This is a genomic window from Marinospirillum perlucidum (genome assembly GCF_003336805.1).
GTDB classification, from domain to species: domain Bacteria; phylum Pseudomonadota; class Gammaproteobacteria; order Pseudomonadales; family Halomonadaceae; genus Marinospirillum; species Marinospirillum perlucidum.
The window spans coordinates 21032-36636 of sequence record NZ_QFWJ01000006.1 but is presented as its reverse complement, the minus strand read 5'-3'; the positions used below and the strand labels follow the sequence as shown (position 1 = coordinate 36636).

The window sequence follows — 15605 nt, the reverse complement described above, 5'->3', positions numbered from 1 at the left end:
GAGGGCGCTTTTATTTTAAGATGCCCTGCTTATTTAACTGGTTTTTTAATGGGGAGTTGTTCATGTCCGGTCGTTTTCTCCTGGCTCTGGTGATGACAGGGCTGCTGACTTTGGTTGCTAGCAGCCAGGCAGTAGCCGAAAACAGCCATGCGCTGGGCTATGATGTTCTGCGCCAGGTCGACCAATCGGTGGATGGAGGACAGGTTAACCTCAATTATCAGCTCTCCCTGGGACGGCGTTCCGGCCTGGTGCTGGGGCTTGCCTCCGGGGATGATTTTCAGGTCGCGGAAGTGGCTTTCAAGCGCTATAACGAAAAGTACCTGAGCGGCACTTTCTTTCAGCTGGGCGCAGCCTATTGGGATAATGGTGAAGAGGTCTCCGAACTGGTCACCGATTTGCGCCTGGGTTATGAGCTACCACTAACGCCCTGGATGGTCGCTTCAGCTGCCATCAGTGGTATCTACGGTTTGGATCACCCCATGACCGGCAAGAGTGGAGACCCGCTGTTTCGTCCCCACTTGGGCGTGATGATTCACTTTTAATTAACTTGTTTCCGGACGCAGGTGAGCTTCCAGTGAAGCACGAAGTTCGCCTTCGATGGGCTGGGATGCCTTGTTGGTAAAGCTGTAATAAACCAGCGTTGCCTGGCCCTTGGCTCCCAGTGTGCCTTCCTGCCAGGCTTCCTGGCCGACGGTGAAAGAACTTTTACCGACTCGCTCGATATAGGTTCTGATTTCCACGTCCTTGCCGTAAAAAAGCTCACCAACAAAATCCACTTCAATTCGGGCTAGAATCAGTTCCCATTTTTTTGGGTCCAGGTCCGGCGTGAAGAGTTTGAAGACATCGTTACGAGCCAGCTCAAACCAGACGGGCAGGCGGGTATTGTTGATATGTCCCAGGGCATCGGTATCGGTGAACCCTGGGGTTAAAGCGTAGGTAAACATGATGAACTCCCTTGATCGGTTGTTAACTTACAAAAAAACAGCAAGATAAATCTCACATTTGCACTTGTTGACGTTAACGTAAACTCAAACTTGATCCAGGGCAAGAGAAAGAAGCATTAAATTAGAGATTGCTTGAGGGCTAGCATGCTTAAAAATTTTCGTATTCAGCACAGAATCTGGTTGATTAATCTGTTGGCTGTAATCGGAATGGTGATCATTCTGATGATGGCGGTCAATCGCCAGTACAGCGAAATGGAAGATCTTAAACTTCAGGAAATCCGCCATCTGGTGGATGTGGCTGAAGGGGTTGTCCGTGATTACCAGCAGCAGGTGGAAGCCGGAGAATTGAGTCTGGAGGAAGCCCAGGCCGATGCACTCAGACGTATCAGTGCCATGACCTATGGTGAAGATAATGACTATGTCTGGGTTCAGAGTGCTGATGCCGTCATGTTGGCCCACCCCAGCCCTGATTTGATCGGGCGTCAGCTGATGGGACTCAAGGATGTCAACGGCAAGCCTTTCTTCAAAATGTTCACTGAAGAAGCCCTGGAAACCGGTGAATCGGTGATGCCCTACTACTGGAATCGTCCGGGTAGTGAAGAGCCCCAGCCCAAGCTGTCTTATGTGCGCTACTACCCCGAGTGGGACTGGATGCTGGCGACCGGTGTCTACATTGATGATATCGATACACGTTTTTATGCCAGCCTGACCGAATTGAGTGTCATGACTGCTGTGGTTCTGCTGGTGCTTCTGGGCGTTGCCGTGGTGATTGCCCGCTCGATTACCAAGCCTTTGGAAAATACAGCCGCTGCTCTGGCCAATATCAGCAAGGGTGATGGCGATCTGACGGTGCGCCTGACCGAGAAGGGTCGTGATGAGGTCGCCGAGGTGGCGCGTCACTTCAACCACTTTGTTGAAAAAATCCAAACCCTGGTCAATGAAGTGCGTTCCTCGGTCGGCTCGGTGGCTGCCGCTGCCGAACAATTGGCTACCGTTTCCGAACAGGGGCACCGCACCCAGGAACAACAGACGCAGGAAACCGATCAGGTGGCTGCGGCGATGAACGAAATGAGTGCCAGCTTTCATGAAGTGGCGCGTAATGCTAGCGAAGCTTCCGATGCGGCCAACGATATGGATGAAGCGGCGCTGGAAGGGAGCAGCAGCGTTGGTGATGCCACTACAGCCATTAACCATCTGGCCGAGCAGGTACAAAAGTCCACTCAGGTGATCCACAAACTGAGTAAAGATACCGAGAATATCGGCACCGTGCTGGATGTCATCAATGGGGTGGCCGAGCAAACCAACCTGCTGGCCCTGAATGCTGCCATCGAGGCGGCACGAGCCGGGGATGCCGGTCGCGGTTTTGCCGTGGTAGCTGATGAAGTTCGCTCCCTGGCCAGTCGTACCCAGGAAAGCACTCAGGAAATCCATCGCATGATTACCGAGCTGCAGGAAGGTGCGGGTGAAGCGGTGAAAGTCATGGATGCCAGCCTGAGAGATACCGAAGCGACGGTAGCCGCGGCACAAAAAGCCGGTCATTCTCTGGATTCCATTGCCTCGGCGGTGGAGCGAATTCGGGATATGAACCAACAGATCGCTACGGCTTCCGAGCAGCAGGCCTCCGTGGCTGAAGAAATTAATGAAAACGTGGTAAATCTGGTCAATCTCTGTGAAGAAAGCAGTAGTGCTACCGGAGATACGCAAACGGCCAGTACCGAGTTGACCTCCCTGGCCGAACAACTGCAAAGGCTGGTCGGCCAGTTCCGGGTGTAATATGAATTTTGATTTTTCTACGCCCTTGAACCGCAAGGGAACCGCGAGTCTCAAGTGGCAGCGCTACCAGGACCAGGACATTCTGCCCATGTGGGTGGCGGATATGGATCTGGCTGCGCCTCCAGCCGTTCAAAAGGCTCTGGGCCAGGCTGTGGATCTGGGTGTTTTTGGCTACGGTGAAATACCGCCAAGTCTGGTTCAGGCTTTTCTGGACTGGTGCCAAAAACACTACGCTTGGCAACCGGAGGCTGATTGGCTGGTCTGGTTGCCGGGCGTGGTGCCGGGGTTCAATCTTGCTGTTGAAGCCCTGGTGAAAGAAGACGAGCAGCTGCTGATCCAGACGCCGGTTTATCCGCCGCTAAGACTGGTGGGTAAAGCCAGGGATCGCCGGGTTCAGGATGTAGTCCTGAAACCCTCGGCAGTCGAAGGGGGGCACTGGGATCTGGGCATGGATCGTCTGGCCGAGGAAGTGGAAGACGAGACCCGCGCTGTTCTTCTTTGCAATCCCCAGAACCCGACCGGGCGCATCTATTCGCGCCAGGAACTGGAAAGCCTGGCCGAGGTGGCTGAAGCCAAGGATTTGCTGGTCATCAGTGATGAAATCTGGGCGGACCTTTTGCTGGAAGAAGGTGCCCGGCATCTGCCCTATCCGGCCATCAGTGAGGCTGCGGCCCAGCATTCGGTGACCCTGATGGCACCGAGTAAAACCTTCAATATTGCCGGTCTGTCCTGTGCCCTGGCGATTATTCCCAACCCCGAATTGCGGCGTCGTTTTCGGCGCAAAATGCGTGGCTTGATGCCGGATATGAATTATCTGGGCCTGCTGGCTGCCGAAGCTGCCTGGGGGCAGGGTGAAGACTGGTTGCTGGCGCTACGCCAGCACCTCAATGGCAACCTCGATCTGCTGGAAAGCTGGCTGCAAGATCCCCAGCATCCCCGGCGTGGAAAAATTGGTTACAGTCGTCCCCAAGCCACCTTTGTCGCCTGGCTGGATGTCAGTCAGTTGGGACTGGATAACCCCTATCAGGCCTTTTTGGATGCGGGGGTGGCCCTGTCACCCGGCGAACCTTTTGGTGATGCCAATTACCTGCGTATTAACTTTGGCTGCCCGGCTGCTCAATTGCAGGAAGCCTTGAAGCGCATGGCCAGGGTGGTGGATTCTCCCGTATAACCCGATCAGGAGAGACCGGTGACTGCTCAAAGCTTGACCACTTTAAAGCTGATAACCGGGCAGTTGAGCGGCATTTCTTTCAAGTTTGAGCCCGGCGAACTGGTCTGCCTGTCGGGGCCTTCCGGTTCGGGTAAAAGCTGTTTTCTTCGCGCTCTGGCCGACCTCGACCCTCACCAAGGAGAGGTCTGGCTGGGGGACCGCGAGCAGCAGAGTTATTCGGCCCATCTGTGGCGGCAAAAGGTCCGCCTGCTGCCCGCTGAAAGCCAGTGGTGGCAGGAGCGGGTTGGTGATCATTTCCCGCTGGATTTTGATACCTCCCAATTGCTTGACTTGAACCTGCCCGCCATGGCGCTGGATTGGTCCGTGGCCCGCTTGTCATCCGGCGAAAAACAGCGTCTTGCCTTGCTACGTGCCCTGGCCTGGACACCCCAGGTACTGCTTCTGGATGAGCCCACCGCCAATCTGGATGCGCAAAGAGTGGCCCAGGTTGAAGATTGGCTGCAATACAAGATTCGCCAGGAAGGCTGGCCGGTGATTTGGGTTTCCCACGATACCCAGCAGATCAAGCGTCTGGCTGATCGTCATCTGGAAATCCGGGCAGCAACTATCCGGGAGGTGCCCCTTGCAGGTGATTGAGCTTTCCTGGTGGCAACTGAGCCTGGCCGTGGTTTTATTGCTGCTGCTGGCTCTCATCACCCATCTGAACCGTTTGGGGTTGGCGCGCAGTCTTGTGATCGGAGGCTTGCGTACTATCCTCCAGCTGAGCCTGATCGGGCTGGTGCTGGAAACCCTCTTTGCGGCTAACTCCTTGCTCTGGGTCAGCCTGCTGGGGCTGGCTATGCTACTGCTGGCCGGGCGCGAAGTCATGGCGCGGCAAAAACGCCGCCTGACGGGTTTCTGGGCTTACGGAGTGGGCACCCTGTCGATGTTTGTCTCCTCCTTTTCGGTCACTCTGCTGGCCTTGATTGTGATCATCGGGCCGGACCCCTGGTATACCCCGCAATATGCCATCCCGCTTTTGGGGATGCTCCTGGGTAATACCATGACGGGGGTGGCCATTAGTCTCGATCGCCTGACCGAACTGGCCTGGCAGCAGCGTCAGGCGATTGAATGCCGACTGCTTCTCGGACAAACCGGGCAGGAAGCACTCGGCCCGATACGTCGGGAAGCGCTGCGCGCAGGCATGATTCCCAGCATTAATGCCATGGCTGCAGCGGGCATTATCAGTCTACCCGGCATGATGACCGGACAAATCCTGGCAGGTACGGCTCCGGCCCTGGCGGTTAAATATCAAATTCTGATTATGCTGCTACTGGTTCTGGGGACGGGTTTGGGCAGTTTTCTAGCAGTGGTGGGCGGCAGTCGCCGCTTGCTCGATCAACGCGAGCGGCTGCGTCTGGATCGTTTGCGACAGCCAGAAAATAGCTAGTCTGCTTGGGTTTTGAAGTGAGAGAGAACTAGAGGGGAGACCAGGTCTCCCCTGGGATGGCGCTCTAGAGGTCGTCCATGCGCTCTGTCTGAATCACCAGTCGTCGGGTTTCTGTGTCTTCCATCTCCAGCAGAAGCTGCATGAGTTCTTCTGCTTCAGGAATATCCGCCCTGGCCAGCAGGGTCTGGTAGAGAGTGATGATGTCTTCATGATAGGAGAAGACTTCCCGGCTAATGGCGTTTGCATCCATTTGCAGGTAGCGGCCGTCACACTCTGGATGAGCCCGGACCTGATCATAGGGCACATAATCAAAAATATAGGTGTTGGCGACCTTGGGATCGGAACGCTCTTCAGCGAGCACAACTTTCTTTTCCATCTCTTTTTCCTGACCCGCCAGATAGCTCAACAGCATTTTGGCGCGCTCATCGGTATGCTGGTCTGCGTCTGCGGCCAAACACTCAGCCAGCCGCAGGTGTTGTTGTCGGGTCCAGTCCACTAGATCGGCTAGAGTTTTTATTTGCATAAAGCTCTCCTTTTACTGTTTCCAAAAAAATGCTCACTCTTGTTTCTGCCCCAAGGGGATGAAACGCAGCCGCAGCGCATTGGCGATGACACTGACGGAAGATAGCGACATGGCAGCTGCTGCAAAGATGGGGGATAGCAGAATACCGGCAAAGGGATAGAGAATCCCGGCTGCTATGGGCACCCCGGCGGAGTTGTAAACAAAGGCAAAGAAGAGGTTCTGGCGGATATTGCGCAGGGTGGCCTGAGACAAGCGCCGGGCCGTGACGATCCCTTGCAGATCACCGCGCAGCAGAGTAATGCCTGCACTTTCAATGGCAACATCCGTACCGCTGCCCATGGCTATCCCCACATCGGCGGTTGCCAGGGCAGGCGCATCATTAACGCCATCACCAGCCATGACCACCACTCGACCTTCATCTTTCAAGCGTTGAATGACCCTGCTTTTGTCTTCCGGCAGGACCTCGGCTTCCACTTCATCAATGTTCAGTTGCTTGGCCACAGCTTTTGCGGAGGTGGGGTTGTCACCGGTCAGCATCACCACTCGAATGCCTTCTTTCTGCAGAGCGGCAATCGCAGCTTCTGAGGTTTCCTTGATGGGATCGGCAATCGCCAGAAGACCGGCGGGCTGGCCGTCGACTGCGGCAAAAATAACCGTTGCCCCTTCATTGCGTAGCTGTTCGGCTTTTTCTTCATAGTCAGCCACGTTGACGCCTTCATCCTCCATCAACAGGCGGTTGCCCAAGAGAATGCGCTTGTCATGGATGTAACCGGTTACCCCCTTGCCGTTGGGAGAATCAAAATCCTTGGTTTCGGGTAGTTGCAGCTGCATTTCCTGGGCATGATCCACAAGAGCTCGAGCCAGCGGATGCTCACTGCCTTTTTCCAGACCGGCTGCAAAGTAGAGTAAATCCTCCTCACTGAAGCCTTCGGCTGTGACCGACTGGGTCAAGCGGGGCTGGCCTTCAGTCAGGGTGCCTGTTTTATCCACAACCACTGTATCGGCTTTTTCCATGAGTTCCAGGGCTTCAGCATCACGAATCAGAACCCCGCTTTGGGCACCGCGTCCGACCCCGACCATAATCGACATGGGTGTCGCCAGACCCAGGGCGCAGGGACAGGCAATGATGAGCACGCTGACGGCAGCAATCAGGGCATAGGTCATGGGTGGCTGGGGCCCCAGGAAGGACCAGGCAATAAAGGTGATAATCGACACCAGAATCACTGCAGGGACAAACCAGCTGGCCACCTTGTCAGCCAAGCCCTGGATGGGGGCTCGACTACGCTGGGCACTGGCTACCAGCTGCACGATCTGGGACAGCAGGGTATCCTGACCCACCTTGTCGGCACGCAGGATAAAGCTGCCCTGTTGGTTGATACTACCGCCGATCACGGCATCACCGGCTTGGCGCTTAACTGCCAGGGGTTCGCCGGTCACCATGGATTCATCAATATTGGAACTGCCTTCCAGTACCTCTCCATCCAGGGGAACCTTGTCGCCCGGGCGAACACGCAGGCGATCGCCAACCTGGACCTGATCCAGGGTGACTTCCTCTTCCTCGCCCTGATCATTGAGTCTGCGTGCAGTGGCCGGGGCCAGATCCAGCAGGGCCTTGATGGCGCCAGAGGTTTTTTCCCGGGCTCTTAATTCCAGAACCTGCCCCAAAAGCACCAGAACAACTATGACTGCGGCTGCTTCAAAATAGACCGCCACGGAACCATCTTCCTGGCGAAAGGCTTCGGGAAAAACGCCTGGAGCCAGGGTGGCAACCAGACTGTAGATCAAGGCAACCCCGGTACCCAGAGCGATCAGGGTGAACATGTTGAGGTTGCGGCTGATGACGGATTTCCAGCCGCGAACAAAAAAAGGCCAGCCGCACCAGGCCACCACGGGGGTCGCCAGCAGCAGTTGCACCCAGTTGGAAGTCTGGGGAGCGATATACTGATGAATAGCAAACAGGTGGCCACCCATTTCCAGCAGAAAAACAGGCAAGGCCAGAACCAGGCCAATCCAAAAACGCCGGGTCATGTCTTTAAGTTCGGATGAAGGGCCTGTATCCGGAGTGACCTGCTCGGGTTCCAGCGCCATGCCACACTTGGGGCAGTCACCCGGCTCGTTTTGGCGTATTTCCGGGTGCATGGGGCAGGTGTAGACACTCCCCGGCGGGGCTGGTTTCTCCTCTTGTTTGCTGGAATCCAGAAAGCTATCCGGGTCCTTTTCAAAGCGGTGTTGGCAAGAAGACGAGCAGAAATACCAGGTTTTTCCCTGGTGTTGGCTGCGGTGCTCCGTTTTTTGTGGATCAACCTCCATGCCGCAGACAGGGTCTTTGGCGGTAGAAGCTTCAGAGGCTTCCTCGGAAGACGAATGGTGGTGATGATGGGCATGCGTCTGTTCGGACATAAAATCCTCCCAGTCAGGTGCTTGTTCTTTGACCACCCCCAAGGCTTCAGGGGTGGCTGAATTGAACTGCTGATGCAGCCTTGATAGCTACTTTGCTTTTAACGCGGCGTGGGCGGTTTGGAGCAGCAATGTGGCTGGTGCTTGGCATTGGCCCTGGCATTTTCATCGGTAAATCGATACCAGGAGATTTTTCGCCGCGTCCACCAGCTGTTTTTAAGGTAACCGCGATAGCTTTTGATCAGCTCCAGCGTCTGTTGGGTTGACCAATAGCGGGCATCATAAGTCAGGTGTAGCAGGTTTTTATCGGATCGACTGGCCTGGTCAACGGCTTCCAAGCGATTGAGCCCTTCAAGCAGCTGTTGCCACTGGCTTTCTTCCAGCCCTTCGAGAGGGAGCTTACGGCGCATCAGGTAGGCCCGATCCGGGCTTTTGGGGATTGAAGTGGACATCTTGTTTCTCCTCAATTCATGACCCTGTTCTAGTCAGGGCAACTGGCGTTAACGGTTTTTCTTCTGACTGAGGGGCAGCCAGGCAGGTTGATCAACGTCAGGAAAGGGTTTGAGGAGGCGGTGTCAGTGCCGGAATAAAGGGGTTGATGTAGCCGGGAGTTCCGGCAAGGCTCGGTGCTGTGGTGATAGGCACAGAAACAGGTGTTGGTAGAGTGGGCAAGAGAACCAGCCCCAGATTACAGCTACTCAAATGGTTGCTGGCTAGACAAACGGAGGTAGCAGGATGACAGGGGGCGGGCGTTGAGTCGGCAATAACAGCGCCAGAAGACCCCAAGGCATTGAGGCCAGGAGGAAAACTGGCTGGGTGAGGTGTGGAGGCCGCAGTCAAGGAGCTGCTCGCTAGAAGAAGGAGCAGAACCAAGCAGAGCAAACCTGTTGGCCTTGTAAGGGGCATGGGCCTCCTTTTACTCGGAAAATCAGTGCCTAACATCAGTTATTGGGACTCCTGTTCAGGTTTCAAGTTCCTTGCCAATCCAAGTGGTAAAGACGCAGGTTTGGGAAAAAGGTCTTAGTCAGTGTTTATCCGGGTCATAAAAAGATGAAATCGGTCAGGGTTTGCTGATTTGCCTGCTGCTTGACTAGATTGAAAAGGAACATTTCCTAATCCAAAGAAAAGGAGCAGCCAATGACACGCGTTTTGGTTCTCTATCATTCCATGTATGGCCATATCGAAACCCTGGCTCAGGCGGTTGCTGAGGGGGCCAAAAAAGTTTCCGGCGTTGAGGTGACCATCAAGCGGGTTCCCGAAACCATGGATGCCGAGGCTTTCGAAAAAGCTGGCGGTAAAACCGACCAAGCTGCTGAGGTCGCCCGTCCTGAAGAGCTGGCAGACTATGATGCCCTCTTGCTGGGGACACCTACCCGCTTTGGTAATATGTCCGGCCAGATGCGTAATTTTCTGGATCAGACGGGTGGCCTCTGGGCCAAGGGGGCCCTGGCTGGCAAGCTGGCCAGTGTGTTCACATCTACCGGTACTGGTGGTGGCCAGGAGATGACGATTACTTCCACCTGGACGACCCTGGCTCACCACGGCATGCTGCTGGTGCCAATTGGTTATACCAACCCGGATCTGTTTGATATTTCGCAGGTTGGTGGCGGTACGCCCTATGGGGCTTCCACGCTTGCTGGTGGTGATGGTTCCCGGCAACCGGATGAAAGAGAGCTGGGCATTGCTCGCCATCAAGGGGAGTATGTTGCCGGTCTAGCGGCTAAATTCCAGGGTTAATTCTAAGAAACCTCTGATTAACTATTGCGCTTGATTATACTGCGTTGAAATTGATCTCAAAATGCTCATTTACTCGCTGTAAACTCTGCTTTTTCGTTCATTTTCGCTGGCGACCTACACGGAAGTAGGAAGTGCTGGAATTTATCAGGAATGAATTCAGCCCTAATCTACGCTCATAACGTTAATCAGAGGCTCCCTAAGTATCCCGGTTTATTTTTCTTGAGCGGTTTTCTGCACAGCGTTGAAGTCCTTTGGGGGCTTCAACGCCAGCTGGTTTCGACTTCCTCTTGCATGGCCGCTTTTAATTTTTCCCTCAGATGTTGGCTGATCCAGGTGGTCAGCGCTTCCTGGTGACGACTTTTCCACTTGTTGTCCTGTAGTAGCTTGGCCCACTGCAAAAGCTGAACCTGCTGGCTACGCGGCCAGTCACTGGCCTGTGCCTGGAGCGTCAGGCGGGTGCGCTGGGCATGAGGACGCAACCAAAGCAAACGCGTAAAGGTCAGGGCGCGGGCCATGACCACTAGCGGGAAATTGGGATGGCGTACCGGCCCGACATAATCCTTCTTACCAGCCAAAGGCAGCCAACCCAGACGTTTGCCAGGCAGCTGCTTACTGGCCCACCAGCCGCTGGTTGATCCCAAGAGTCCACCAGATAGGGCGCCCAGCATAAAAGAACTGCCACCCACGCCCAGGTCGATTAGCGAGCCGGCTGCCATGCCGGCCGCTCCAGCAGTGATCAGCAGATCTCTTTGCTTGAGACCCCAGAGATACCAGTTTTCAGTATTCATCAGGTTTTCCTGGCCCAGCTCCCATTCACGGGTCGTTTCCAGCCGGGTGGAAGCATGCCCCCATTTTTGACTCAGGTGTTCAAACAGCTGGTTTTCGGCGGCATCCAGTTTTTCCTGTAAAAACTCTTCGGGGCTGCCTGCCAGTAAAGGTGGCAGACCACCGAGGGCTTCGCGGCGACTGATCTGCTCGCACCAGTATTCAGCCAGTTCCAGGCTGACTTCTTCCAGTCGTTGCTGGTCCCGGCTGGCCAAAAGTTGGCTCAAGCGGTGCAGGGCGGGTGTCCATTCACTGGTGAGTTCGGCCAGCGCACGCAGTAGCGCCTGGCGGGCAGGCAGGCTGGCTGTGAGAGGATTAAATATTCGTACCCACTGGAAAAACTGGTTGAGGGTTGCCTGCCATTGTTGGTGAGGCCCTTCCTGAGTGATCGGGTTAATCACGGCCATGCGGGGTTGGCCAGTCCAGCGCAGTATTTCCATTTCTGCTTCATCGGCCGCTGTTGGCTCGCTGGCCGCATCGGTGACATAGAGAATACCGGCTCCCTGCATGATCGGGCGTAAAAGCTGGCATTCATCAGGGAAAGACTGCCAGTGTTCTTCCTTCTTGAGAAAATCCCTGACTCTTTGCGGTCGTTCTGCCGGACTGACTGACTCGGCTTCCAACCAGGCCAGCAGTTGGCGAGGGCGCTGAAAGCCGGGGGTGTCCGTCAGGGTCAAGAGGCATTGGTTGCCCAGGTGGAATTCATAATCCTGGCTGCTTTGCGTCGTGCCGGATTCCGTACCAATTTTGACACTGTCGTTTTCCACCAGCGTGGAAACCAGCGAGGACTTGCCCTGGTTGGGGTGACCAACGACACAAAAATGAGGCGGTGTCATGAATGAGCCTCCAGCCAGGTGAGTTGATGCTTGTGGGCAAAACTCTGCCAACTGGCCAGGTGGCGCTTACTGGGTGATGGCTCTGCAACGACTTGAATAGCTTGCTGACAACCCGCCTGGCGAGCTTCGTTGATTTTGTCGGCCAGTTCTGCCAGAGGTGTTTGCTGGCCGGATACTTCCCAAACCAGTTGTTGGGGTGCTTGTTTTAGCCAGCTTTGCCAGAGGGCTTCTTCTTCCTGCCAGCGTCCTTGCCCCAGATTCAGGGCCAGCGGTTGGCTGGCGGCCGCCGTTGCCAGTTGCCAGCCCAGGTGGGGAGCAGTCTGCCAGGCAGCGGGAGACTCCTCCTTCAGGTTGGTTGCTGTCGGGTCAGGGTTTTCGGGTTCTTCCTGGCCGCGAATTTCCAGACGCTGGGCCAGTAACTGCCGATAACGCCAGCGACAGAAAAGCATTAACAAGAGCCGGGGTAGCAGGTTGTAGGTGAGCAGACTGGCCAGCAGAAAAGGCCACCAGCGGCTGGCCAGTGCAAAGTTGCCCTGGGTGTTTTCGATGCGCGCAAAACGAGTGGCTTCAACCAGTGACAGATCAGGAACCGCCTGAGGCCAGAAGGCCTGCCAGGGTAGGCTGATCCACCGGAAGAGAGGCAACAGTTGATCGGCATCCGTAATCAGGGTGGAACTCCAGCCAAAAGCCAGATCGGTAAACAGCAGCAGCAGGAGAAAAACCAGCAAAATGCCCAGGGCAAAGACCACCCAGAGCAAATGCATTTGCTGCAGCAACCACCAGCGTTGATGAGTCTGGGGTTGCCAGTAGCTGGAGCGCTTGAGCAGGGGTTTAAGCCAAAGAGGCGAGCGGGGCAAAAGCATCAACACCAGTGCCAGAAGACTGCCCAGTAAAGGCAAGCCCGCCCAGAGCCACCAGATGCCCAGGAGGTTAATGCGTCCTTCCGAGGTATAAGCCAGGGCAGCCGAACCCAAAATCAGGCCAGCTATAGCTGCTACCCAGAGTAGCCAAAAGGGGCGTTTAAGTTCCTGAGAGGTCTCCAAAATATCTCCCTAGCTAACTTTAACCCGAGCCTAGAAGTTGGCAGCGGGCAAGAGGATAGAACTGATGTTAGCAGCTTTGATTAAGCAAGAGGGAGTTATCGATCAACAGCAAACGGTTGGATATCAGGCAGCGGTTTGCAGGTTATTGCTGATTTCCTTGACCAGGGTTTCTGTATCCGGTTTGGCCTGGGCTGCATAGGCAGCGGCGACCTGACGGGGATCAGGAGCCTGGGCCGGCTTCATGGTGGTGACATACTGGAGTTTGGGGTACTCCTCAGTCAGGGCTCTCAGCCAGCTGAAATGGCCGGGGTTGCCGTAGGTTAGGGCATGACCCATGCTGCCTTGGATCTGGCGAGCCAGACGGCGGCTGTAGGTGTCTTCCACCAGAACGATGTCATGGTGGTTGGGGGGGCGGTTGGTGTAGTTGGTCAGGCCCGGAGGATCATATTTGGTCGGTATATGCGACGGATGGATCGGTTGGGGCGCATAGGTGGGCAGGGTGTTGTAAATCCCTGGCAGATCCGGGGAATAGACAGGTGCCATCATCAAACTCAACATCAGTGAAAACTGAGCACCCTGCGCTGAATTCAGCGAGTTGTTCAGGCTTTCCTGAGCTTCTAGAGAGTGATTAAAAGCGTTTTCAATACGCATGGCGGCTGTCGTTCCTGATCAAAAAACAGAAGTTAATGAAGGCTTCTGAACCCTATTTCGGCGGCCTGGCGGGAAACTTTAGATAGAAAACAAAAAAAGTTTGCTTTCGCTTACCGGGGGCTGTTGCTAAACTCCCCGTGACATCTTGACGGGGTGCCTGGCAAATAATCCAGGCTGAGATAATACCCGTTGAACCTGAACCGGTTAGTACCGGCGTAGGAATCGAGATACCTCTTCTGTATTGCGGTCTGTCCGCCCTCGTTTTTTCCGCCCTGCCGGTTCCCGCATTTCGATCAGCTTTCGTGGGAGCAAGCAATGAATCAGCCCGAATCCAATTTCAGCAGCCAGTTTTTAAGAGAAAAGGCCCAGGTCGATGAGGCCAGTGTCCAGCCGCTGCCCAATTCCCGCAAGGTTTATCTGCAAGGGTCGCGTCCCGATATCCAGGTGCCCATGCGGGCGATCAGCCAGGCGGACACGCCCGCCCAGTTCGGAACCGAAAAGAATCCTGAAATCCTGGTTTACGATACCTCCGGTCCCTACACCGATCCCCGGGCCGAGATAGATATTCGCAAGGGCCTGCCCGCTTTGAGAGCCCGCTGGATTGAAGAGCGTGAAGATACCGAATTGCTGGACGGTCCGACCAGTGAATTTGGCCGCCGTCGTGAAGCCGACCCGACCCTGGAACCCCTGCGCTTTAACCTACAGCGTAAGCCCCGGCGCGCCCAGCCGGGTAAAAATGTCAGTCAGATGCACTATGCCCGTCAGGGAATCATTACCCCGGAGATGGAATTTATCGCCCTGCGGGAAAACCAGAAGCGCCTGGAACTGGGCAGCGAAGCCGTGGAAAAAATCCTGGAACAGCAGCATCCAGGTCAGGGCTTCGGGGCGCGTATTCCGGAAGAAATTACGCCGGAATTTGTGCGTGAAGAAGTCGCTGCCGGTCGTGCCATTATTCCCTGCAATATTAACCACCCGGAAAGCGAACCCATGATTATCGGGCGCAATTTCCTGGTCAAGATCAACGGCAATATCGGTAATTCGGCGCTGGGTTCCTCAATTGAGGAAGAGGTCGCCAAGATGACCTGGGGGATTCGCTGGGGCTCGGACACCATCATGGATCTGTCCACCGGCAAACACATCCATGAAACCCGGGAGTGGATTATCCGCAATGCACCGGTTCCCGTGGGCACGGTCCCCATCTATCAGGCTCTGGAAAAGGTCGGCGGTGTGGCCGAGGATCTGACCTGGGAGATTTTCCGGGATACCCTGATTGAGCAGGCCGAGCAGGGGGTGGACTATTTCACCATCCATGCCGGGGTTCGCCTGCATCATGTTCCCCTGAGTGCCAAGCGGGTGACGGGTATTGTTTCCCGTGGTGGTTCCATCCTCGCCAAGTGGTGTCTGGCCCACCACAAGGAAAACTTCCTCTACACCCATTTCGAAGATATCTGCAAAATCTGCAAGCAGTATGATGTGGCTTTCTCCTTGGGTGATGGCCTGCGTCCCGGCTCCATTGCCGATGCCAATGATGAAGCCCAGTTCGGTGAGCTGGAAACCCTGGGCGAATTGACCAAGATTGCCTGGAAGCACGACGTCCAGTGCATGATTGAAGGCCCCGGTCATGTGCCCATGCACCTGATCAAGGAGAACATGGATAAGCAGCTGGAATGCTGTGATGAAGCGCCCTTCTATACTTTGGGCCCCCTGACCACGGATATCGCACCGGGTTACGATCACATCACCTCGGGCATCGGGGCCGCGATGATCGGCTGGTACGGCTGTGCCATGCTCTGTTATGTCACGCCCAAGGAGCACCTGGGGCTGCCCAACAAGGAAGACGTAAAAACCGGCATTATCACTTACAAGATTGCGGCTCATGCTGCGGATCTGGCCAAGGGGCATCCGGCTTCGCAAAGACGTGATAATGCGCTCTCCAAAGCGCGCTTTGAATTCCGTTGGGAAGACCAATTCAACCTGGGGCTGGACCCGGATACCGCCCGGGAATTCCATGATGAAACCCTGCCTAAAGATTCCGCCAAGGTGGCTCACTTCTGCTCCATGTGCGGGCCCAAGTTCTGCTCCATGAAAATCAGCCAGGAAGTGCGTGAATACGCTGCTGACCAGGAGGCTGTGGATGCGGCCGAAGTGGAAGCGGGGATGCAGGAACAGGCTGAGCGTTTCCGGGAAACGGGTGGTGCCCTCTACCACAAGGCTTGATCCAACCAGTGAAAAGGGCCCTTAACACGGGCCCTTTTGCTGAATCGCTGGATTTTCGG

At 55.4% G+C, this 15605-nt stretch carries 15 protein-coding genes and 1 riboswitch; of the genes, 7 read left to right on the top strand and 8 right to left on the bottom strand.

All coding sequences use genetic code 11. The features are described 5' to 3' along the window. Positions 1-62 precede the first annotated feature (62 nt). Positions 63-542 carry a hypothetical protein gene (locus tag DFK18_RS09165; protein ID WP_162299743.1) on the top strand — a complete coding sequence of 160 codons (480 nt, stop codon included), beginning with the start codon at positions 63-65 and terminating at the stop codon, positions 540-542. On the opposite strand, the gene DFK18_RS09160 is transcribed toward DFK18_RS09165, so the two are convergent. After that, a complete protein-coding gene (locus tag DFK18_RS09160) occupies positions 543-944 on the bottom strand; it encodes an acyl-CoA thioesterase (RefSeq protein WP_114417962.1) in 402 nt (133 codons plus the stop codon). It lies immediately after the preceding gene. A gap of 144 nt (positions 945-1088) precedes the next feature. Here DFK18_RS09160 and DFK18_RS09155 point away from each other — a divergent pair, with 144 nt between their 5' ends. Genes DFK18_RS09155 through DFK18_RS09140 form a run of 4 tightly spaced genes read left to right on the top strand, consistent with a single transcriptional unit; the run spans position 1089 to position 5317 of the window. Further along, a complete protein-coding gene (locus tag DFK18_RS09155) occupies positions 1089-2717 on the top strand; it encodes a methyl-accepting chemotaxis protein (RefSeq protein ID WP_114417961.1) in 1629 nt (542 codons plus the stop codon). A gap of 1 nt (position 2718) precedes the next feature. Further along, on the top strand, positions 2719-3888 hold the full coding sequence (locus tag DFK18_RS09150) for a MalY/PatB family protein (protein WP_114417960.1): 1170 nt from the start codon (positions 2719-2721) through the stop codon (positions 3886-3888). Between the two features lie 18 nt (positions 3889-3906). Then, on the top strand, positions 3907-4524 hold the full coding sequence (locus tag DFK18_RS09145; RefSeq protein WP_218563932.1) for an ABC transporter ATP-binding protein: 618 nt from the start codon (positions 3907-3909) through the stop codon (positions 4522-4524). Beyond that, entirely contained in the window at positions 4517-5317 is an 801-nt protein-coding gene (locus DFK18_RS09140; protein ID WP_245944363.1) for an ABC transporter permease, read from the top strand. The genes DFK18_RS09145 and DFK18_RS09140 overlap by 8 nt, the downstream gene beginning before the upstream one ends. 64 nt (positions 5318-5381) lie before the next feature. Here the strand turns inward: DFK18_RS09140 and DFK18_RS09135 are convergent, their stop codons facing one another. From DFK18_RS09135 to DFK18_RS14495, 4 genes are all read right to left on the bottom strand, one after another. After that, complete coding sequence (locus DFK18_RS09135) at positions 5382-5840, bottom strand: ATPase (protein ID WP_114417958.1); 459 nt, start codon at positions 5838-5840, stop codon at positions 5382-5384. A 33-nt stretch (positions 5841-5873) separates the two neighbouring features. Further along, on the bottom strand, positions 5874-8240 hold the full coding sequence (locus DFK18_RS09130; protein WP_114418066.1) for a heavy metal translocating P-type ATPase: 2367 nt from the start codon (positions 8238-8240) through the stop codon (positions 5874-5876). A 98-nt stretch (positions 8241-8338) separates the two neighbouring features. Then, positions 8339-8689 carry a hypothetical protein gene (locus DFK18_RS09125; protein ID WP_114417957.1) on the bottom strand — a complete coding sequence of 117 codons (351 nt, stop codon included), beginning with the start codon at positions 8687-8689 and terminating at the stop codon, positions 8339-8341. Between the two features lie 97 nt (positions 8690-8786). Continuing rightward, entirely contained in the window at positions 8787-9143 is a 357-nt protein-coding gene (locus tag DFK18_RS14495) for a hypothetical protein (protein ID WP_162299742.1), read from the bottom strand. Between the two features lie 231 nt (positions 9144-9374). Between DFK18_RS14495 and wrbA the strand changes: the two genes are divergently transcribed. Continuing rightward, positions 9375-9974 (top strand): NAD(P)H:quinone oxidoreductase, encoded by a 600-nt coding sequence (gene wrbA, locus DFK18_RS09120; protein WP_114417956.1) that lies wholly within the window; start codon positions 9375-9377, stop codon positions 9972-9974. A 260-nt stretch (positions 9975-10234) separates the two neighbouring features. Here the strand turns inward: wrbA and DFK18_RS09115 are convergent, their stop codons facing one another. The 3 genes from DFK18_RS09115 to DFK18_RS09105 form a co-directional block, all read right to left on the bottom strand. Further along, positions 10235-11635 carry a DUF3482 domain-containing protein gene (locus tag DFK18_RS09115; RefSeq protein WP_114417955.1) on the bottom strand — a complete coding sequence of 467 codons (1401 nt, stop codon included), beginning with the start codon at positions 11633-11635 and terminating at the stop codon, positions 10235-10237. Then, on the bottom strand, positions 11632-12678 hold the full coding sequence (locus DFK18_RS09110) for a DUF2868 domain-containing protein (RefSeq protein ID WP_114417954.1): 1047 nt from the start codon (positions 12676-12678) through the stop codon (positions 11632-11634). Before DFK18_RS09110 ends, DFK18_RS09115 begins: the two co-directional genes overlap by 4 nt. A gap of 123 nt (positions 12679-12801) precedes the next feature. Next, complete coding sequence (locus tag DFK18_RS09105; protein ID WP_114417953.1) at positions 12802-13329, bottom strand: hypothetical protein; 528 nt, start codon at positions 13327-13329, stop codon at positions 12802-12804. Positions 13330-13468: 139 nt separating this feature from the next. Further along, positions 13469-13568, top strand: a riboswitch (TPP riboswitch). Between the two features lie 76 nt (positions 13569-13644). Between DFK18_RS09105 and thiC the strand changes: the two genes are divergently transcribed. After that, entirely contained in the window at positions 13645-15546 is a 1902-nt protein-coding gene (thiC, locus tag DFK18_RS09100) for a phosphomethylpyrimidine synthase ThiC (protein ID WP_114417952.1), read from the top strand. The last annotated feature ends 59 nt before the right edge of the window (positions 15547-15605 follow it).